The organism is Alishewanella jeotgali KCTC 22429, assembly GCF_000245735.1.
Classification (GTDB): Bacteria; Pseudomonadota; Gammaproteobacteria; order Enterobacterales; family Alteromonadaceae; genus Alishewanella; species Alishewanella jeotgali.
In genome coordinates this window covers 17127-36623 of sequence record NZ_AHTH01000065.1, presented here as the reverse complement: position 1 = coordinate 36623, position 19497 = coordinate 17127, and the positions used below count along the sequence as shown (strand labels likewise).

Genomic DNA, 19497 nt, shown 5'->3' with positions numbered 1-19497 from the left:
TTTTTTCTGCCACCGAAGTGGCGCTCAGTCACTGACTAATTTTACTTGGTCACTTTCTGATCAATTTCATTTCGAAACCATCATAAGTGCCCACACAGATAATTGATTGCTTATTGTTAAAGAGCGTGCTTCGTTCTACGAAGCGAGGCGCTTGCCTCAGGATTCTTCCAGACTTGGAGTTCGTTGCCGTTGCCCCCGTCTGTGGATGCGCATTATAGGGAGTTTAGAACAGCCTGCAAGCAGTATTTTTGAAAATGCGTTTGTTCGACTGTTTTTTGCACAAAAGCTTGATTTGGATCGTCTGGCGGCCGTTAACAGCCGCTGTTAAACGGCCAAATCGTAGCAACCTGCAGCGGAACGGCGGTTATTATAGTCAGTGACCATTTGCTGCATCAGACTTTCATCATAAGGTTGCAGGTTACTTAGGATCATTTTCTTGGCACCCTGCCCGATAACGACGCCTTGCTCGGATAGTGTAAAGCTTAAAGTCACATTACCGCGCTTACCTTCGACCTCTAATTTACTGCCTGACAGCGCTAACTTAACTGGAGAGGTTGGCAGTTGTTGAAAAGACAGCGACATACTTTCATAAATGACTAAAGGTCGCTGCGGGTTAATCATCACGCCCTGCTCCGCCATCAGCGGTTGCAGAATGTCGGGAAAGTTCTTACCGGAAAATCGGACATAGTCCTGAAACAATGGCTCGATAACGCTCAGGTCGTGGCGATGCTCGCCGCTAAATTGAATGGTCAGATAAACCCGGTCCTGCTCGTCACAGACCTGGATTTGACCTGCAGTGATCTTACAGTGCAGTAAGACATCCGCGCTGACCATACCCGAGAACTGGCAATTTAATTGTTGGCTTACACCATACCGGCTCAGCAGATAACTGAACAACAGATCGCCTGGCACACAGAAACGCTTGGCGTCGACATCATGAATAGGATTAAAGTCTCCTGCGACTTGCTTGGCGAAGGTACAGGAATGTTGCCGGCTAAAGCTAAAAGCCTCTCCCTGCCGACTGACAAAAGCATCTAACAACATCTATTGCTCTCTGTTGCTGGTAAAAAGGCTATATTAACGTAAATCAGGCAACAGATGGTCCAGCCAGTACATTTATATGTTGCCGCTCAGGTCCGCGACGACGTGAAATGAACACCGTATTGCCGCCGAGACGCTTTGCTTCCTGCTTTGCGGCAGCAGACAGCGCCGCGACATCGTGATGGCTGAAGCATTGCGCCGGATCAGGATGGGCGATACCAACTGCGAGAGATAATAGTGGATAAAAGCGGGAATCACCGTTACGGCTTAACGCCGTGATACCCCCCAGACGCAGATCCTCTTGCCGATAGTACAACGCGATACGCTTAGCAAAAAGCTGCACAACTTGCCGGCAAAGCGTTTCGCATTCGTCAGGCTCAGCAATGAGCACAAAATCATCACCACCAATATGACCAACAAAGGATTGCGACGAACTATGCTGTTGTAATAGCTCGGCGACCAGTAATAACACCGCATCGCCTTTACTGTAACCGTAGATATCGTTGTAAGGTTTAAAATGATTCAGATCCAGATAAGCAACGGCAAAATTGGCTTTTTGTCGCAGCAATTTATCAATACGCTGGTAAATAGGCACATTACCGGGTAATAACGTTAACGGGTTGGCATAGCGAGCTAGTTGTAGTTTGCGTTCACTGATTTGTTTGAGCAGAGCCCTTACCGAACCCAGACCACAATATTCACCCTGACGGCAAATAATAAAAAACCAGCTGGCGGCATTGTGCTCATCATCAGCGACACGCTGGCTTACCTCCTCAAGCGTGGCACTGATCTCAACCACTACCGGTTGCCGGTTCATCACACTGGCCAATGATTTCTTTTCATAGAGTGCCCGGCCAAAAGGCTGCGCCAGCAAGGCTTGCAGATCAGTGCGGCAAATCAAACCAACAGGTCGGCCTTGTTCAACTACAGGTAAACTTTGCAACTGACTATCTGATTGAAATAGGGCTGCCGCTTGGGCAACCGTTTGCTGCGGACTGACAGCGGCAACCTCAAGCAACAAGGCTTCGACTTGTTCAGAACTGATTTCACTGTGAAGTTCAGTGCTAAAGAGCGTCCGACAACGTTGCGGATCGGCAAAACTGGCTTGAGGCCGTCCTAACAAATAGCCCTGTCCCAAATCGGCGCCCAGTTCACGACACCATCTTAACTCTTCAGCGGTTTCGATTCCTTCAGCCACTACGGTTGCGCCAATCGCTTTGGCCAAACTAACAATATTGCGCACGAAAGCTTGTTTGGTAAGGTCTTTGTCCAGTTCGCTAATAAAATGCCGATCAATCTTCACAATATCAGGCTGTAATTCAGACCACAGTTTCAAACCTGAAAAGCCGCTGCCTAAATCATCAATCGCAATTTGAAAGCCCAGTTCCCGATAATGCTGCACAGCTTTAACCAGTAAACCGGCATCTTCCACCTGATACTGTTCGGAAATTTCAATCACCACTTCCGAGGGGTCAATCTGTGCCGCCTTTAACAGTTGTTTGGTCAAACCGCTGGGATGGTCTGCCGTCAGTAAGATAAGTGGATTGACGTTAAGAAAGAGTTTGCTATTCAGTTCTGCTTTAGCAAAGCTCTCTATACTCAGCTCACGGCACAGCATCTCTAATTGCTCCAGCTGACCACAGCCCAGAGCAGTTTTAAATAATTGTAGTGGCGAATGTAACGGGCTATCAGAGGGGCCACGGATCAGCGCTTCATAGGCAATGACAGTACCGTCCTGCAAATTCAGAATGGGTTGAAACACTGGCTGTAACGCCCGTTTATGTAAAATTTTATCCAGTTCTGTGCAACAGAGTTCAGAAACCGCCATCTTTTGGCTCCGCCAGCAATAACTGGCGAATAGTAGAACCTTAAAATGACAGTTGCATGACAGGCGACTGCAAAATTGCCTGCAGAAAAGCACTTGCTTTTTATTTAAACAGCAACTACTGTATATGCATACACTGTATAAATACACAGATAGAGGTTGCCATGTTTGTATCTAACCATTCTTACCAAACTGAATCGAGTCAGCATCAAGCTGCCAGCAGCACAGCACATCACTGGCAGCAATTGCAACAACACAGCAGCGAGTTGCAATTACTTAAGCTGTTACAACAGTATCGCCAAGCGAGCGGCTGGATTGTTCTAATCGCCCCTGGTTTTAAACCGGCAAAAGCATTCTGGCAAGCTTGTCAGTTGCCATTACAGCATATTCTGGTGGTTCATACTCAAGCAACAGCCGACTTGTTACAGCTGATCCAAATGACGTTACAGAACCCGGATTGCCAGGCGGTGATCTGTTGTCAGAAATTACCGTCTCAGCAACAGCAGCTACTGCAGACTTTTGCCATACAGCAACAATGTGCCTTGCATATACTGCCTACAGATACGACGGCGGCTCACTAATAACAGCCGCTGCCCCTGGTCTATCAGCATTGCAGCAAAGTCGTTAAACTAATAGCGTAATACCCTCGCAACCAATGACATGAAGAGTACGGTAACGCGTGCGGAACAGGTCGGCCCGGAGAGATAAGATGTTATGCTATTGCTGTTCAGGTAAGGCTTTTGCAGAATGCTGCCAACCCTATTTAAGTGGGCAGGCTCAACCTGATAGTTGTGAACGCCTGATGCGTTCTCGCTACAGTGCCTTTTGTGTTGCCGACAGTCAGTATCTGCTTGCCACCCTTGCCGCAGAGCAACGGGCCAGCGAATCTGCTGCCGCGCTGGAAGCTTTTGCCAAGGCGGTACATTTTTGCAAACTAGAAGTGAAACACGCCATATCCGAGCCGAAGCAGGGACAGGTTAGTTTTATTGCCAGCTTTATTCAGCACAACAAGCTGGAGTTTATCGCGGAAGTCTCGGACTTTATCTTTCAGGATCGTTGGTATTATACCAGCGGTAAGCTTACTGCGTTGCCGGCGATTAAATTGGGCGCTAATGATCCCTGCCCCTGTGGTAGCGGTAAAAAATTTAAGCGCTGCCAAACTCATTTGCCTAGTGGTCAATTGCGATAGAACGGCAGTAGGATAAAGGATGCACTAGAGAAAGGGCAGGATCGAGCATGCTGTGCTTTATCGGGTGATTTTGTGGTTATCAGCACGGGTCGCTACAGCTCATCAAACCTGCGTCGCTGATAACTGTTCAAGGATCTCGTAAAGTGCAGTTTCATCACTGACAGAGGGGGTCATTTTATCCCCAGCCAACCGACGGCGACAGTGCAAATCCAGGTCGGCAAACACCTGAGGTTCGAGTTTACGCTTATCTTCCTGCCACACCCAGGGCTGTTCCTGTAGATAACTGTACAGCTTTAATTGCGCCAAACCTTGCTGCGCGGCCTGGCTCTGTTGCAATAAGGCCAGCTCGTCTGTGGTTTGATAAGCGAACGGGCGACGTCTACTGACCGCCAGCTGCTGGTATAGATCATGTTTGGGTTGTGCAGCCTGATTTACAGGCGTTTGAAATTCTGCCATCTCCTCAACTGCAGGAGATAAGAATGCTAACCATAGGGAAAAGTCAGCCCGCTGCTGATGCTGCAGTGCCTTACCTAAACGATCCCCTAACTGCCATTCATTGATAATTGGCTGCATACTGATGCCATCTGACAACGACTGTTGAGTTAATCGGCAAACGGTCAAAAAACTTTAGCAAAATGCTTTACATCAAACTTCAGTTTGATAAGATGCGCGCACTCGTGGAGGGGTTCCCGAGTGGCCAAAGGGATCAGACTGTAAATCTGCCGGCACTGCCTTCGAAGGTTCGAATCCTTCCCCCTCCACCATTCTCCTTCTCAGCGTCAAATTCCTATGTTAAACCACTCTTAGCAAATACGACTCAGGGGAAGGTGAGAACCTTCGTCAGGTTCGACAATGCGTAGCATTGAACAGCGGAACATAGTGACGCTGGCCTGTAAGGCGAGCGCAGCGAGTAATCCTTCCCCCTCCACCATTCTTCTTCTGAGCACCAAATTCCTAAGTTAAACCACTCTTAGCAAATACGACTCAGGGGAAGGTGAGAACCTTCGTCAGGTTCGACAATGCGTAGCATTGAACAGCGGAACATAGTGACGCTTAGACTTTTTCGTCATGGTGTCAGGGCAATCACCACACAGCAAGCCGCACGGTGCTGCCCTATATCGGTTAACGGGGTAACTGCTGTAATAACTCGGTTAATAAGCTGCTGGCACCAATGCGCATACCTTGCCTGGTCGCCGTCAGTCCGGTGATTTCTTCATACAGCTCCAGTAATTGCAGTGCCTGCTCAACTGTTTTTACACCACCAGAGGCTTTAAAGCCCACCGGGCGATCGGCTGCCGCAATACTGGTCAGAATAATTCTGGCCGCTTCCAGTGTGCATCCCACTGGTACCTTACCGGTCGAGGTTTTAACGAAATCGGCGCCACTGGCAATAACCAGTTCGGTAGCCTTAGTCACTTGCTGCGCCGTCAGTAACTCACCTGATTCAATAATTATTTTCAGCCCCAACCCCAGGCTGGCCTCTCTGACCGCGGTCAGAAAAGCACTCACCTCAGACTCGTTACCTGCCAGTAATTGTGAGTACGGCAACACACAATCAATTTCGGTGGCGCCCAAGGCCCGGCAGCGTGCAATATCAGCCAGAACCTCTGCCAGCGGCTGGTCACCGCCGGGAAAATTAACAACTGTCGCCAACTCGGTTGCCTTAGCGGCTGCGGCCAGATAGTCCGCCGTCTGAGACAAAAACTCCGGATAAACACAGAGCGCGGCAACAGGTGCAGGCAAAGCCGGGATGGCATTCAGCCAGGCGGCCATCTCAGCCTGACTATCTGCTTCAGTCAGCCGGGTGAGATCAAGTAGTTTCAACAGTTGTAATAAACGTAACGGATTGGTCATTGTCGGGTACTCTGTCTGAGCTTATTATTGAGTTTTGTTGCTGTAGCGACACGGTTCAGGCGCTAGATTAAACCAGAACTGGTAGCCTAATGCCAAAATGTTTTAAAAAAAATCGCTACCAGCGGGAATTTTTTGCTGCGCGCAGAGTCTGACCAGGTGAAGTAAAGCTGGTGAACATCTCTCCTTTAATCGATGTCCTTATGTTGCCGACCTTATGGTCGGCTTTTTTTGCCCCTAATTCAACAGTTCGGCTTGGTGTTGTTTAAGCCAGGCTTTCGCTTCTCTATACTGTGGACAATGTTGCTGCACCAACTGCCAGAATGCGGGTGAATGATTCATATGCTGCAAATGCGCCAGCTCGTGGATCACTACATAGCGCCGGACCCAGAGCGGCACTTGCATTAACCGCCAGTTAAAGCCCAGCTCGCCGTTTTGTTTACAATGCCCCCACCGGCTGCGCCAGTTACCGACAACAACCGGACCTAATGTCTGCCGTAACCGCGCGGCAAGCTCGTTTGCCAACACGGGCAACTCCAGTAAGGCTTGCTTAGTAAAATGCTGTTGTACCAATTTTCGCGCATAGTGGTCCTGTCTCGCTGCAGCGATCTTTGTGGATAGCCTAAGCTCAAGCCCGTTTGCGTCAACATTGACGCTACTTTTTGCCGCCAGTTGCCAGCGAAATGGCACTGCCTGTCCCGAGACCAGGATCCTATCCCGCTGTAACCACGGCAGTATCGGCGGTGTTGTAATGCGCGCCAGCGTTTGCTGAACCCAGAGTTCTTTCTGCTGCAGCCAGGCACTTAGCCAGTGCCGGCAGATCGTGGCCGGAGCTCTGACATAAACCTCACCATTACGGATCGCCAGCTGCACCGTACGCCGCCGCTGACTATAGGAAATCTGGTATTTAATGTCCTGCATGTTGTCTACTTAGTCGTCACTATTACGGAACTAACGGTCACGGCGTTTCGCCGCTTGTCTGATGCGTGCTATTATCGAGCCAGCCTATTCGCGCAACGAAAAAATTATCTGGAATAACAATGAAGATCATCTCTTTTAATATTAACGGCATTCGCGCACGCCTGCATCAGCTGCAAGCGCTGATCGACAAACATCAGCCCGACATTATCGGCTTGCAGGAAATAAAAGTACAGGATAGCGAGTTTCCGCTGGCCGAGGTACAGGCCATGGGATATCAGGTATATCACTTTGGTCAGAAAGGGCATTATGGCGTTGCCATCTTAAGCAAAGTGCCAGCATTGTCGATGCAGTATGGCTTCCCTACTGACAGTGAGGACGCGCAGCGGCGCATGCTGATTGGCCAGTTCGCACTGGCTGACGGTAAACAGCTCACGGTGTTAAACGGCTATTTCCCACAGGGAGAGAACCGTAGCCATGAGACCAAGTTTCCCGCTAAAACCAAATTTTATGCCGATTTACAGGCATATCTTGAGCAATACCATGACAGCAGTAAAGACTATCTGGCGGTGATTGGTGATATTAATATTTCACCAATTGACCTTGATATCGGCATTGGTGAAGCCAACGCTAAACGCTGGTTACGGGAAGGCAAAACCTCCTTCTTACCGGAAGAGCGGGCCTGGTTACAACAATTGAAAGACTGGGGTCTGGTAGATACGTTCCGCGCGCTACATCCAGAGCGTGACGCACAATATAGCTGGTTCGATTATCGATCTAAGGGTTTTGACGACAATCGTGGCCTGCGCATCGACGTCGTTATGGCCACGCCACCCTTGGCTGCGCTTTGTACTGAAGCTGAAATCGATTATCAGATCCGTGGCTTGGATCGCCCGTCAGATCATGCACCGGTTTGGTCGGTGTTTGCACTCTAGCCAAAATTCCGACTACTGGCTCTGACCTCCCCCGCCCGGCTTCCGGACCTTTTGTAACGGCCCGGGCTATGTTAAATCCAGCGCCGCATCACGGTTTTATCAAGCTGTTGATACGCCAGCTGTAACAAACGGGCAAGATCGAAGTAATTCTTAGGGCTGCCCGGCAAAGCGGTGGTTTTTGCGTGCTGCTGGATCTGATCCCGGATCTCATTACCCCAGTTGATTAGTGCCGGCGGTAACGCGCTGTTAGCCCTGATCCCAAGCCAGTACCAGCCTTGCAGTGGCATTGATGCCAACAGCAGCATCATCGCCACTGCCGGCCCTAAAAAGCCAACACCTAATAACTTAATCTGCAGTATCGCAGTGACTATCGCCAGCACCGGCAAGTAGCGGGCAGCTTGCTTAGTCAGAAAAATAACTTTGTTTTCCGGGAAGATCGCATTAAGCTCAGGTTTCGCCGGCCAGGTCTGGCTGTACTTCCAGCCGGTATTCAGGGTTGCAAACCAGGTAATCCGCATAACATCTCCCCTCTCTAACGACCATTACTCAGGATTAGACTCTCTTTACTCTAGCATAGTTGCCAGCTGATAGCTGCCGGCTTTTTCGGTCATGCGTTCCCGCCAGCGCATTAAACCAGATACATTTTTGTTACAACGGCATTTGCTACTATTCAGAAATCGAAAGCTTCATTTTTGTCGCTTTTTTACAGAATTCTTGCCCACTAACAGGCTATCAAAATTCATGCCATCGAATAATACAGATTAAATACAATAGCATGGCGATTAACAGCAGAGGTTTTCAACAAAGTTATCCACAGAAACTGTGGACAACCTTTGCAGGATAAATTCAGACCCCGCTGGCCTCTGGTCTATTTTTAACTATCAAAAACAACGCCTTTCAGCGCTATTATTATTCAAAGCGTTAAAACACGCTATTTTCGCTAAAACACCTTACCTTGACTCACGGATTTCAGCACAAACTACTGCATCTGTTGATCCTTTACGTTATTATCAGCACATCAGATTGATGGAGTTACGGTGATACTGTGATCAGTTGGCAGCAAGACTGGCGAAGAATAACAGGCGCCCCGATCAAAAGCCCGTTCACCGGGGCTGTGTTGCCAGCAGAGCAACATCCCGAACCACTGTACCAGCAGAACCTGTTACCGGTTGCGATTACGGCAAAGCTACAGCATGGCCTGATCGTTGCCCCCTTTGCCGGTCTGTTCACCACCCAGCTTGATACCGAACGCCGCTTGGTATTGCGCCATGCTTCCGGGCTGCGGTTATTATTAGAGTTACCGGCAAACATCATTGATTTGCAAGGTCGCGGCTTGCATTGGCTAAGCAATCGGCAATTGCAGGTGAATGCCGGCCAACCATTACTGCAGCTGGATCTGGCATTTCTGGAATTAGAACTGGAACTGGATGCCCTGTACTGTGCGCTGGTGCTCGATTTGCCCAAACCGGCAGAGAGCAAAGTATTTTGCCGGCAAGCCAAGGTCAACGCTGCCCAGGACCCTCTTTTTATTATTCAAACGAGCAGAACCTCAGCATGATGACACTATATGGAATTAAAAATTGCGACACCGTAAAAAAAGCTCGCCGCTTTCTCGAACAACGCAGCCAACCCTATCAGTTTCACGATTACCGGCAGGATGGGTTAAGTGCAGAACTGTTAGAACAGTTTGCTGCCCAGCTTGGTTGGCAATCGTTGCTAAATACCCGAGGTACCACCTGGCGCGCCCTGGACGACGCTGACAAAGCGGAGCTGGACGAGCAAAAAGCGCTACGTCTGATGCTGGCGCAGCCCGCCTTAATCAAAAGACCATTGCTGGTCGCGGGCGAGCGCTATTTACTCGGTTTTTCCGAGCAGAGTTATCAAGATTTTACTAACTAATCCTAAGGCAGCAGTATGAGTAATCTAGTAGATCCAGCCGCAAATCCAACCTTAGCGCTGGCAATGGATCTGATGGCCCGGCCGTCAGTCACACCGGAGGATGCGGGATGCCAACCGTTAATGGCAGCGCGCCTGCAACAACTTGGTTTTCAGATTGAGATGTTGCCCTTTCACGATACGTTAAACATGTGGGCTCGCCGCGGCCGGGGTAAGCCACTGTTTTGTTTTGCCGGTCATACTGATGTGGTTCCTGCTGGCCCGCTGGAACAATGGCATACTCCTCCTTTTACACCAACCATTATCGGCGATACCCTGTTTGGGCGCGGCGCGGCCGATATGAAAGGCAGCTTAGCGGCAATGGTGGTCGCAACAGAGCGTTTTATCGCTGAATATCCGGAGCCTGCCTTTGATCTGGCCTATCTTATCACCAGTGACGAAGAAGGCCCCTTTATCAATGGTACCGTGAAAGTGGTTGAAACGCTGGAAGCGCGACAGGAGAAAATCCGCTGGTGTCTGGTCGGTGAGCCGTCCAGTGGTAAGCAACTTGGCGATGTCATTAAAAATGGCCGCCGCGGCTCCTTAACCGGCCATCTAACCGTTAAGGGTATTCAAGGCCATGTTGCGTATCCGCAACTGGCGGATAACCCGGTGCATAAAGCCGCTCCCGCTTTAGCGGCACTGGCGGCAGAGATCTGGGATCAGGGTAATGCCTTCTTTCCGGCTACCAGTTTCCAGATTGCCAACATTCATGCCGGTACCGGTGCGTCAAATGTAATCCCGGGTGAACTTAAGGTGATGTTTAACTTCCGCTACAGCACTGAAGTCACGGCCGATATTTTACAAAAGCGGGTCTACGCCATTTTGGATCGCTTCGGCCTGAACTATCAGCTGGACTGGACACTGAACGGTCTGCCGTTTTTAACTGCCAGCGGTGATTTAGTCGCGGCAACTGTCGCGGCGGTGGAACAGGTTCGTGGTCTAACACCACGTTTGGAAACCACTGGCGGTACCTCGGATGGCCGCTTTATTGCGCCGACCGGAGCTCAGGTAATAGAGCTCGGCCCAATTAATGCCACTATTCATAAAATCAATGAATGCGTGGCCATAGCCGATCTGACGCAGCTGACGGATATTTATCACGCCCTGCTGGTTAACCTGCAACAACGGCTCAGCCATGCGGTTAACTGAACTGAGCCCGGCGCTTCTTACCGGGCAGGATGCCGGCCCGATGCAACTGGTCGAACATAACCAGCAATTGCATCAGGCCGTGATACCCGCTTACCGGCAAATGCAGCATGCAGCCGCGCAGCAGGGGATCGCAATCAGATTGGTATCCGGTTGGCGCAGCTTTGAACGCCAGGCGGCGATCTGGCAAGCCAAATGCGAAGGTCGCCGCCCGGTATTTGACCGCTGGCAGCGTCCGCTAAAGATTGAACATTATCAGGGTCTGGCGAAACTGGAGGCCATTATGCTGTACTCTGCCCTGCCCGGCGCCAGTCGTCATCATTGGGGCAGTGACCTGGATATTTATGATGCCGCTGCGGTCAGTAACGACTACCAGGTACAACTGCAACAGAGTGAATATAGCGCCGGCGGCCCGTTCTATCGCTTAAGTCAATGGCTGACGCAGCATGCTGCGCAGTATGGTTTCTTTTTACCGTATCGCGAGTTTCAGGGCGGGGTCGCGGCTGAACCCTGGCATCTGAGCTATCAACCGCTGGCCACGCGCTGCCAACGGGCGCTGACGCTGGAACAACTGCGCTTAGTGCTGCAACAGCACCCTATTGCCGAACAACAGACTGTACTGGCACATTTACCCGAGCTGTACCGGCGCTTTATCTGTAACATTTGCGAGGCACCAAAATGAACTGGCCATTATTCTGGGCGCTGTTACTGGCCTTTGGTTTTATTATCGGCAATGTGCTGTTGGTTAAGCACTCGGCCAAAATGAAAATGCCGGCGTTAAAACCCCTACCTGAAGCCTTACCGAAACAACCGACTGCAGCCGATACCACAGCGGCAACAGCAGACTCAGCCACCTCTGCTTCAGCACCAGCCGTATCCGCTACGACTGCTCAAAAGCCGAATAGCCCTGAAGAAAACGCTGCAGCTGATCGCGCAGATTAGGCGGGGTGCCCTTGATCACCAGGGTATCGGTTTTCAGATCATAACTCACCCGCTCGCCGAGCAGCTTTTCATCAAAGCTGAGCGATAAGCCACCGCCGGCACCGTTAAATTTTACCAGCTTTTTCAGCTCTTTAACCTCTACCGGGAACTGCTCCGCTACTGCCAGCTGTTGCTCGGCACAATAGTGCAGGAAGCCGTTTTCCTGCTCCGGATCGACCACGGCAGACAGCTCAGCTAACACCACTTCTTGTCCGGCTTTCGCACGCTCTTCGCAATAATCAAATACCTGGCGCCTTGCTGCGGTTTTTTCTTCCGGCGCAAATTCTGCCACCCCCAGATATTCCTCCACCGAAGCTAACACCAGCTGACTGTTTGCTTTGGCATCAGTGCCTTCGGCACAACCCAGAAAATCCAGAAAGAAATCCGCGACCTTACGCCCGGCGCGACCACGGATAAAGCTGATGTAATGCCCCTGCTCACGATTTACCGCGTATTCGGTCAGATCCAGCCGCGCCGCCAGTTGCATCCGGCTGATATCCAGATGGCGGGAAGTCGCCAGCTCCAGCTGCTCAGTTAATTCAAAGTGATCTTTACTGCCCAGCAGGCAGATCAATAAAAATTCGCTGGCCAGGTAGCGGTAATGTGCCAGCAGTAAATAACCGGTCTCCGGCAGTTGATGCTGGGATAACTCCTGCACCAGCGCGTCGGTGGTAGCACGGCTAAACCCCAGATAATCACTGTTGCCGCTCTGCCAGTCAGCCAGCGCCAAAGCCACCTTGGGTGACTTTTCAGTTTCAAAGGCAGCGTAGCCTTTGGCCGGCTTGCCGTTATAAGCCAGGTGAAGCTGCTCGACCAAATTTGCTACGGCGCCGCTACGCCCAATCAGTGCCTCCCGATAGTGGGCCTGGTGCTCACCACTGTCTGTTAGCGCAATATAATTAATGGCCAGATGCTGCATCTCTACCGACATAAATTTTCCTGTTTATTCTGAATTCTGTTACTATTCTATCTGTTTATGCGTCTTTAATCTGAGTAATCCATGCCGATTGTATCAAAATATTCCAGTAGCCAGATTGAAAAGCTGGTCAATCAACTGCTCGACACCCTGCACCAGCAACACGCCACCACTGAGCTAAGCCTGATGTGTTTGGGTAATGCGGTTAGCCATATTATCAATACCTCTGTGCCGGCAGCGCAACGTACCGCCGTCGCCAGCAGCTTTAGCCAGGCTCTGGCTGACGCCATTCAAAGCGACAAGCATTAAGCCTTATGGTGCTGGAACAAAACCTGTCCTTAGTCAAAAAAGTTAACCGGTTACTAAACTGGGGGCACTGGTTTACCTTTTTCAATATATTGCTGGCACTGTTGATAACCAGCAGTTTCTGGTGGTCAGAGCCCCTGCCACAAACGGTGTTGGGCAGTGTGTATCTGCTGGTTAACTGGTTGGGACATACTGCATTTTTGTGCTTTATGTTCTTTATTCTGACCATATTCCCACTGTCGTTGATCTTTCCTTATCAAAAACATGTCCGCGGCCTGGGTGCAACTCTGGCCACCATTGGCATGGTACTGCTGATTTTTGATGCCTATGTCTATAACCAGCTTGGTTATCATCTTGGCAGTGCGTCCTATGACCAAACGCTGGCCTTACTCAGGGCGCAGGTGGTCACTAACTTGCGCAATTTTGTATTAATTGTCACGCTGGTCGGTGCGCTGTTGCTAACGCTGCAGATCTGGTTAAGTAACTTTTGCTGGAAAAAAATCAGCCGCCTTTCCGCCTCAGGTGTCGGTCAACCGGCTTTGGCTCTGTTCTTTGGTAGTTTTATGCTCAGCCATCTGCTGCACATCTACGCCGATGCCAGCTTGAATTTTGATATTACCCGCCAGGATAATGTGCTGCCTTTCTCCTACCCGGCCACGGCGAAAAGCTTACTGGCACGCTATCAGTTGGTAGATTTAACCGAACGCGCCAAACGCCAGGCCGATAAGCTCAGTCTGGAACACGCTAATCGCAGCAGTCAGCTGTTAAGCTGCCAGGCCGGCGCTACCGAGCCGACCTTATTATTGGTTACGGCTAGCATCACAGCGGAACAATTAACCTTATTACAGCAACAAGGCCTGCGCAGCCATGATCAGCATTTCGCCCCAAACAATGCTGCTGAAGCCCTGTTAAACCTGTTGTACGGTCAGTTTAAAGCGACAGCGGATGCCGCCGGCGCACTGCAGACGATGCCAGCCTGGCTCAACAGCGTTAATACCTCTGATGTGCAAGTGGTTAACCGCACGCCAGAGCTGAACTCGTTATTACCCTGGGCCAACACTGAGCTTACCCCTGCCAGGCTAAATATCGTATTTGATGCGGACTTTTCCCGGCATTGGTCAGAATACCAGCAATTTAGCCGGCTAATCGTCGTGCCGCTACATAGCGAAAATGCTAAGTTTCAGCTGGCGCCGGTTACAGCCTATCTGCGCTGGCCGGCGCTGTTAAGTCAGGCCCGGCAACATGGTAGTCAGCAACTGGACTGGTTACCGACCTTATTGGGCAGTATTGGCTGTGAAACCGAAAACCGCTGGCTGGGAGACAATTTATTTCAGCCGGAAACCCTGCCCAAACTGAATATCAGCCAGCAGGATATTATCAGTATCCGCAAAGATAAGATGATGATCCTGCGCCAGGACGGCAGCTACGGCGTCTGGTCGGCAGGTACCCTGGTGCCACTTAACGATCCGCTCAATGTGCCTATGCTGGTTGACGCCTTAAAGCGACTCGAGGAATAAGCCGTTACTGTAAGGTGCCAGGCGCCTTAATTCTTGGCCGGCGCCCCGCCAGCTCTAATTCAGCCAAATGATACAGGTTGGTTAACGCAATTGGCGGTGGTGGCTCGGCAAAACATTCGATATAAGCGACTTCTGCTTCCTTGGTCAGTTGCTGAAAAATTTGATCATACACACTAAAGCCGTCGTAGCTAAAAGGCTCATCTAGCTCTGCCACTTTCAGCTCCTGCTGGCGGCGCATAAAATAATTCATCAAAAACTCGTACTGCTTAATATCCAGCAATTGCCGACAATCCACCTTGCCACCTTTTACTCTATTGCACGAACCTGCGCGAACTTTGCCATTTTACGCTGCCAAAGCACGAAAGATTCATCACATTTTCTGATTAACACAATTTTATTTATTCACTTTAATTAATAATGAGAACCGCTATCATTTAATTAAGCAGATGATTCGGGAGACCCGCTATGATTAAAACCATTACCTTTGCCATTATGCATTTTAGTATTGCCTTTGGCGTAACTTACCTGATCACCGGTGATTTGGTGTTAGGCGGTCTGGTGGCCATTATTGAGCCGGCCGTTAACACTGTGGGCTACTTCTTTCACGAGAAAATCTGGCAGAAGTTTGATCGGAAAAAAGCACCCGCAACGCCGTTATTAACTAAAGGCTTTATCAAGTTATAGTCCTGCTGCTGCGATTATGCAGCAGCAAAGCGTTAAAACCGCTATACTAGCCGCTATTTGATTGTAATAAGGCAAAAATAGCGATGATGTCACTGGGTACCCTTAATACCCTAACCGTAAAGAAACAGGTTAAGTTCGGTTTTTATTTAGATGGCGAAAGCTGGGGCGAAATTTTACTGCCCAACAATGTCGCGCCCGCGGGTTTACAGCCAGGTCAGCAACTGAATGTGTTTCTGTATCTCGACTCCGAAGATCAATTAATCGCCACTACCGAGCGTCCGAAAGTGATGGTGGGTCAGGTTGCCTATTTACCGGTCGTCGCCAGCACTAAAGTCGGTGCGTTTTTAGATTGGGGCCTGAAAAAAGATTTGTTGGTGCCCTTTAGTGAACAACAGATTCCACTAAAAGTCGGCCAGCACTACCTGGTGTATTGCTATGTTGATGTCAGTAACCGGATTGTTGCCTCAACCAAGCTGGATCGCCATCTGCATAAAACCGCGGCGCCCTATAAAGAGGGTGACAAGGTGGAAGTAATTATCAGTGAGCAGACCGATCTCGGTTATAAAGCCGTCGTTAATCATCAGCATTTTGGCGTGTTATATAAAAATGAAGTATTTAAGCCGCTGCGCCGCGGTGACAAGCTGACCGCTTATGTGGTGAAGGTTCGTGATGATGGTAAGCTCGACTTACGGCTGAACAAAGCCACTTTTGAGCAAGCTAACGTGCTGGGTAACCAGATCTTAAAGCAGTTAAGAGCTAACGGCGGTAAACTGGCATTAACCGATAAAAGCGCGCCGGAGCTGATTTATCAGCAGTTTGGTGCCAGCAAGAAAGCCTTCAAACAGGCCATCGGTACCCTGTATAAAGAGCGCAAAATTGTGATCACTGAGCAAGGTTTGCTATTAGTGCCGGAACAACCGGCTGCTGACGCCTGACGGTATGCTGCAAACAACAACGCCGGCAAAATGCCGGCGTTGTTGTTTTTTTTACAGTGGGTTAAAACACACTGCGGTTCTGTGGCTTACTGAGCACTAAATGCACCGCACTGGTGGCGCGCTCGCGAAAGCCGCCTTCGCAGTAACACAGATAAAAATGCCACAGTCGGATAAAATTATCGTCATAACCCAGCTGATGCACCGCATCACGCTGCGCCATAAAATTATCACACCAGTCTTTTAAGGTTCTGGCGTAATCAAAACCAATATCCTGTACCTGACGGATCACCAGATCAGTTTTATTGGCTACAGCACTGGCCATCCGGCTAATTGAGGGTAAACAACCACCCGGAAAAATATAGCGTTTAATAAAGTCGACCTCACGCACATACTGTTGATAACGGTGATCGACCATCGTAATCGCCTGCAGCACCATAATGCCGTCCGGCTTTAACAGGCTGCTACACTTTTCAAAGTAGTTATCCAGGAAATCATCGCCGACGGCTTCGATCATTTCAATGGAGACTAACTTATCGTAGGTACCGGTTAGTAAACGATAATCTTCAAATAGTAAGGTGATTTTATCCTGCAAGCCAAGCTCAGCTACCCGCGCCTTAGTATAATCATATTGTTGCTGTGAAATCGTGGTGGTGGTGACTTTACAGCCATAGTGCTGGGCGGCATAGATCGCCATACTGCCCCAACCGGTACCAATTTCAAGCAGGTGATCAGAGGCTTTTAACTGCAAACGTTCACAGATCTGCTGTAACTTATGCTGTTGTGCCTGCTCTAGTGTACTGTCTGCTGCCGGATATACCGCACTGGAATACATCATGCTCGGATCCAGAAACAGCTGATACATGGCATTACCCAGATCATAATGGGCAGCAATATTGCGTCTGGACTGTGAAATCGTGTTGCGGTTACGGAAATTCAGCAGCTTAAGCATTGGCCGGCTTAAGCGCGCCCAGGTGGAATCCATCTTATCCAGAACATCAAGGTTACGAGCAAAGATTTGCACCAGCGCAGTTAGGTTATCGCAGCGCCAAAAACCGTGAATATAGGCCTCGCCGCCGCCCACTGAACCTGACAGTACCAGTTTTTGATAAAAGGCTGGATCGGTCACTGTAATAGTGGTTTTTAGTTCGGCATCAGCATCACCAAACTGCTGCGCTTCACCGGCTTCTATTACGGTAATACTGCCATGGCGTAACTGGCTTAAAAAATTCAGGGTAAATTTGCGACACAGCCGGTCAAACCAGCCTAAATTATCAAACACCGCTTTTTCGCTTAGCGATAAACTCATGACTCAGAACCTCGGGATTTAGGGTGGGCATACACCGGAACGCGTTTTATCAAAAGCTTCAATGCCTGCCAGTAGATACGACTCATAATCTGTACGCTTTGCCACGGCTGCCGGATCAGGATGCGCCGGCGTACCGCCTGGGTCAGCGCAAAGCGTTGTAATTTAAACCAGGCGCTAAATACCGCCTGCTGCTGCTTTAAATTGGTAATACTGCAAAACAGCTGCTCGGTAGGCGCCTCTATTTGCCAGCGATATTCCATATCCAGCGGATTAAAAGGCGAGACATGAAAGGCTTTTTGATGCTGATACTGCTGCTGTTCGCTACTTAGCGTCTGCAGATAATAGTGCCGCTCATTCCACGGCGTATTGGTAACTTCACAGAGCAAATAACGCAACTCACCACTATCGTTATAGCAGTAGTACAAGGTCAGCGGGCTAAAATAAAGCCCCCAACTGGCCAGTGGTGACAGTAAAAACACCTTGGCGATTGGCTCTGTACCACCCAGCAGTTGTACCTTATCGCGTACCGCCTGCGCTAAATCAGCATCACCCGCCAGATAATCGGCACGGCGAAAACTAATAGCGCCGAAACGTTCAGCCTGAATACCCACCGCGGTTAAGCTGGCAGGGGTCAGTTGGCTGCAGTCCAGCCAGTAGGCAGCATAGGGATAATCAAAACCATGCTGCTTTGGCAAAAAGCGTTTATGACCGACCCGGCCACAATAGACAGCGTGACCGGGCTGCATCAATAGTCCACTCCCAACAGGGCGGCAACGTCAACTGCGCTACGGGCGCCATCTTCATGAAAGCCGTTATACCAGTAGGCACCGCAGAAATAGCTATGCCGCTGACCGTTAATTTGGCTGCGCTGCTGCTGACAAGCCAGGGTCATATGGTTATACACCGGATGGGCATAGTGATAGATCCCCAAAATCTTATCCTTAGCAATACGTTGGGTATTATTCAGCGTAACACAAAAGGTGACAGGTGCCTGCAAACGCTGCAGAATATTCATATTGTAAGTCAGGGTGGCGCGATCGCTATGCTGGCCGTCCAGATTATAGTTCCATGAGGCCCAGGCGGCTTTACGCACCGGCAACAAAGAGGTGTCGGTATGCAACACCACCTCATTTTCCTGATAGGCAATACCGCCGAGAATTTGCTGCTCCTCGTTACTTGGATCCTGCAACAGCTTTAATGCCTGATCGCTATGGCAAGCAAACACGACTTTGTCATATTGCTCGGTATGACCGTCCGCAAATTGAATGGTCACGCCCGTCTCGTCACGGCGCACACCGCTGATCTGCTGATTTAAGCGAATGCTATCAGTGCCCGCCTTTGCCAGCAGCGCGTCAACATAGCTTTTGGAGCCACCTTTGATCACCGCCCACTGTGGCCGCTCATTGACATTCAGCAGACCATGATTGTTAAAGAAGCGCAGGAAAAAACGCACCGGAAATTTTGGCATTTCGGTCAAACCGGCCGACCAAATCGCCGCGCCCATCGGCATTAAATAGTTATCGCGAATACCTTTAGCAAAGCCATGTTTATCCAGAAAGGTACCGAGATCCAAATCCAGATCCGCATGATCTTCAGCAACCAACTGCTTACCAAGCTTGTTAAAGCGCACAATCTCCAGCAGCATTTTCCAGAACGATGGCCGCAGAATATTACGCTTCTGCGCAAACAACGAGGCGAAGTTGTTGCCGTTATATTCCAGATTATGTTGGGTATTTTTAACGGAAAAGCTCATCTCAGTAGGCAGCGATGCCACACCGAGTTCGGCAATAAACTTATTAAACACCGGATAGGTCCAGTTATTAAACACAATAAAACCGGTATCGATAGGATAGGTTTTACCCTGGTATTCCACCAGCTTGGTCGCGGTATGGCCACCCAGATAATCATTGGCTTCCAGCAAGGTCACCTGGTATTTTTGCTTCAGTAAATACCAGCTGAGCATACCGGCGATACCGCCACCTATTACTGCTATACGCATAAGATCCCTT

23 protein-coding genes, 1 tRNA gene and 1 other RNA gene are annotated in these 19497 nt (G+C 49.8%); 14 read left to right on the top strand and 11 right to left on the bottom strand.

Going from position 1 to position 19497, the window contains the following annotated elements:
- Nucleotides 1–324 precede the first annotated feature (324 nt).
- Nucleotides 325–1044, bottom strand: coding sequence for a DUF3581 family protein (locus AJE_RS17870; protein ID WP_008610502.1), 720 nt, complete (start codon nucleotides 1042–1044; stop codon nucleotides 325–327).
- A gap of 43 nt (nucleotides 1045–1087) precedes the next feature.
- The gene (locus AJE_RS17865) at nucleotides 1088–2869 is read right to left on the bottom strand and encodes an EAL domain-containing protein (RefSeq protein WP_008952020.1); all 1782 of its coding nucleotides are present in this window, start codon (nucleotides 2867–2869) and stop codon (nucleotides 1088–1090) included.
- 161 nt (nucleotides 2870–3030) lie between these two features.
- Between AJE_RS17865 and AJE_RS17860 the strand changes: the two genes are divergently transcribed.
- Nucleotides 3031–3447 (top strand): SulA-like leucine-rich domain-containing protein, encoded by a 417-nt coding sequence (locus AJE_RS17860; protein ID WP_008952019.1) that lies wholly within the window; start codon nucleotides 3031–3033, stop codon nucleotides 3445–3447.
- Between the two features lie 221 nt (nucleotides 3448–3668).
- On the top strand, nucleotides 3669–4055 hold the full coding sequence (locus tag AJE_RS17855; protein ID WP_237709394.1) for a YchJ family protein: 387 nt from the start codon (nucleotides 3669–3671) through the stop codon (nucleotides 4053–4055).
- Nucleotides 4056–4157: 102 nt separating this feature from the next.
- Here AJE_RS17855 and AJE_RS17850 read toward each other — a convergent pair whose 3' ends face one another.
- On the bottom strand, nucleotides 4158–4628 hold the full coding sequence (locus AJE_RS17850) for a VC2046/SO_2500 family protein (protein WP_008952017.1): 471 nt from the start codon (nucleotides 4626–4628) through the stop codon (nucleotides 4158–4160).
- A 106-nt stretch (nucleotides 4629–4734) separates the two neighbouring features.
- On the opposite strand from AJE_RS17850, the gene AJE_RS17845 reads away from it, so the two are divergent.
- Both AJE_RS17845 and AJE_RS18335 read left to right on the top strand, forming a co-directional pair.
- Nucleotides 4735–4819, top strand: a tRNA-Tyr gene (locus AJE_RS17845).
- 43 nt (nucleotides 4820–4862) lie between these two features.
- Nucleotides 4863–4986: non-coding RNA, RtT sRNA (locus tag AJE_RS18335), on the top strand.
- A 191-nt stretch (nucleotides 4987–5177) separates the two neighbouring features.
- Here AJE_RS18335 and deoC read toward each other — a convergent pair.
- Entirely contained in the window at nucleotides 5178–5909 is a 732-nt protein-coding gene (deoC, locus tag AJE_RS17840; RefSeq protein WP_008952016.1) for a deoxyribose-phosphate aldolase, read from the bottom strand.
- A gap of 234 nt (nucleotides 5910–6143) precedes the next feature.
- The gene (locus tag AJE_RS17835) at nucleotides 6144–6827 is read right to left on the bottom strand and encodes a M48 family metallopeptidase (protein ID WP_008952015.1); all 684 of its coding nucleotides are present in this window, start codon (nucleotides 6825–6827) and stop codon (nucleotides 6144–6146) included.
- A gap of 119 nt (nucleotides 6828–6946) precedes the next feature.
- On the opposite strand from AJE_RS17835, the gene xthA reads away from it, so the two are divergent.
- Complete coding sequence (xthA, locus tag AJE_RS17830) at nucleotides 6947–7759, top strand: exodeoxyribonuclease III (protein ID WP_008610491.1); 813 nt, start codon at nucleotides 6947–6949, stop codon at nucleotides 7757–7759.
- 71 nt (nucleotides 7760–7830) lie between these two features.
- Here xthA and yfbV read toward each other — a convergent pair whose 3' ends face one another.
- Nucleotides 7831–8277 (bottom strand): terminus macrodomain insulation protein YfbV, encoded by a 447-nt coding sequence (yfbV, locus tag AJE_RS17825; protein ID WP_008952014.1) that lies wholly within the window; start codon nucleotides 8275–8277, stop codon nucleotides 7831–7833.
- 527 nt (nucleotides 8278–8804) lie between these two features.
- On the opposite strand from yfbV, the gene AJE_RS17820 reads away from it, so the two are divergent.
- Genes AJE_RS17820 through AJE_RS17800 form a run of 5 tightly spaced genes read left to right on the top strand, consistent with a single transcriptional unit; the run spans nucleotide 8805 to nucleotide 11785 of the window.
- The gene (locus tag AJE_RS17820) at nucleotides 8805–9317 is read left to right on the top strand and encodes a PTS glucose transporter subunit IIA (protein ID WP_008610489.1); all 513 of its coding nucleotides are present in this window, start codon (nucleotides 8805–8807) and stop codon (nucleotides 9315–9317) included.
- The gene (locus tag AJE_RS17815; protein ID WP_008952013.1) at nucleotides 9314–9658 is read left to right on the top strand and encodes an ArsC family reductase; all 345 of its coding nucleotides are present in this window, start codon (nucleotides 9314–9316) and stop codon (nucleotides 9656–9658) included. The genes AJE_RS17820 and AJE_RS17815 overlap by 4 nt, the downstream gene beginning before the upstream one ends.
- Nucleotides 9659–9673: 15 nt before the next feature.
- The gene (dapE, locus tag AJE_RS17810; RefSeq protein WP_008952012.1) at nucleotides 9674–10846 is read left to right on the top strand and encodes a succinyl-diaminopimelate desuccinylase; all 1173 of its coding nucleotides are present in this window, start codon (nucleotides 9674–9676) and stop codon (nucleotides 10844–10846) included.
- The gene (locus AJE_RS17805) at nucleotides 10833–11525 is read left to right on the top strand and encodes a M15 family metallopeptidase (protein ID WP_008952011.1); all 693 of its coding nucleotides are present in this window, start codon (nucleotides 10833–10835) and stop codon (nucleotides 11523–11525) included. The genes dapE and AJE_RS17805 overlap by 14 nt, the downstream gene beginning before the upstream one ends.
- Complete coding sequence (locus tag AJE_RS17800) at nucleotides 11522–11785, top strand: DUF2897 family protein (RefSeq protein WP_008952010.1); 264 nt, start codon at nucleotides 11522–11524, stop codon at nucleotides 11783–11785. The genes AJE_RS17805 and AJE_RS17800 overlap by 4 nt, the downstream gene beginning before the upstream one ends.
- On the opposite strand, the gene yejK is transcribed toward AJE_RS17800, so the two are convergent.
- Nucleotides 11724–12755 carry a nucleoid-associated protein YejK gene (yejK, locus tag AJE_RS17795; RefSeq protein ID WP_008952009.1) on the bottom strand — a complete coding sequence of 344 codons (1032 nt, stop codon included), beginning with the start codon at nucleotides 12753–12755 and terminating at the stop codon, nucleotides 11724–11726. The genes AJE_RS17800 and yejK overlap by 62 nt on opposite strands.
- Before the next feature lie 69 nt (nucleotides 12756–12824).
- On the opposite strand from yejK, the gene AJE_RS17790 reads away from it, so the two are divergent.
- Both AJE_RS17790 and AJE_RS17785 read left to right on the top strand, forming a co-directional pair.
- Nucleotides 12825–13049 carry a YejL family protein gene (locus tag AJE_RS17790; protein WP_008952008.1) on the top strand — a complete coding sequence of 75 codons (225 nt, stop codon included), beginning with the start codon at nucleotides 12825–12827 and terminating at the stop codon, nucleotides 13047–13049.
- A gap of 5 nt (nucleotides 13050–13054) precedes the next feature.
- Entirely contained in the window at nucleotides 13055–14563 is a 1509-nt protein-coding gene (locus AJE_RS17785) for a DUF3413 domain-containing protein (RefSeq protein WP_008952007.1), read from the top strand.
- 4 nt (nucleotides 14564–14567) lie between these two features.
- Here AJE_RS17785 and AJE_RS17780 read toward each other — a convergent pair whose 3' ends face one another.
- Entirely contained in the window at nucleotides 14568–14858 is a 291-nt protein-coding gene (locus AJE_RS17780) for a hypothetical protein (RefSeq protein ID WP_008952006.1), read from the bottom strand.
- A 170-nt stretch (nucleotides 14859–15028) separates the two neighbouring features.
- On the opposite strand from AJE_RS17780, the gene AJE_RS17775 reads away from it, so the two are divergent.
- Complete coding sequence (locus tag AJE_RS17775) at nucleotides 15029–15247, top strand: DUF2061 domain-containing protein (RefSeq protein WP_008610476.1); 219 nt, start codon at nucleotides 15029–15031, stop codon at nucleotides 15245–15247.
- An 83-nt stretch (nucleotides 15248–15330) separates the two neighbouring features.
- Nucleotides 15331–16182: a CvfB family protein gene (locus tag AJE_RS17770; RefSeq protein WP_008952005.1), complete on the top strand. Its 852-nt coding sequence runs from the start codon at nucleotides 15331–15333 to the stop codon at nucleotides 16180–16182.
- Nucleotides 16183–16243: 61 nt separating this feature from the next.
- On the opposite strand, the gene AJE_RS17765 is transcribed toward AJE_RS17770, so the two are convergent.
- From AJE_RS17765 to AJE_RS17755, 3 genes are read right to left on the bottom strand one after another with little or no spacing between them, the layout of a single operon-like run.
- Entirely contained in the window at nucleotides 16244–17488 is a 1245-nt protein-coding gene (locus AJE_RS17765) for an SAM-dependent methyltransferase (RefSeq protein ID WP_008952004.1), read from the bottom strand.
- Complete coding sequence (locus tag AJE_RS17760; protein WP_008952003.1) at nucleotides 17485–18234, bottom strand: DUF1365 domain-containing protein; 750 nt, start codon at nucleotides 18232–18234, stop codon at nucleotides 17485–17487. The genes AJE_RS17765 and AJE_RS17760 overlap by 4 nt, the downstream gene beginning before the upstream one ends.
- On the bottom strand, nucleotides 18234–19487 hold the full coding sequence (locus AJE_RS17755; protein ID WP_008952002.1) for an NAD(P)/FAD-dependent oxidoreductase: 1254 nt from the start codon (nucleotides 19485–19487) through the stop codon (nucleotides 18234–18236). Before AJE_RS17755 ends, AJE_RS17760 begins: the two co-directional genes overlap by 1 nt.
- Nucleotides 19488–19497: the final 10 nt, after the last annotated feature.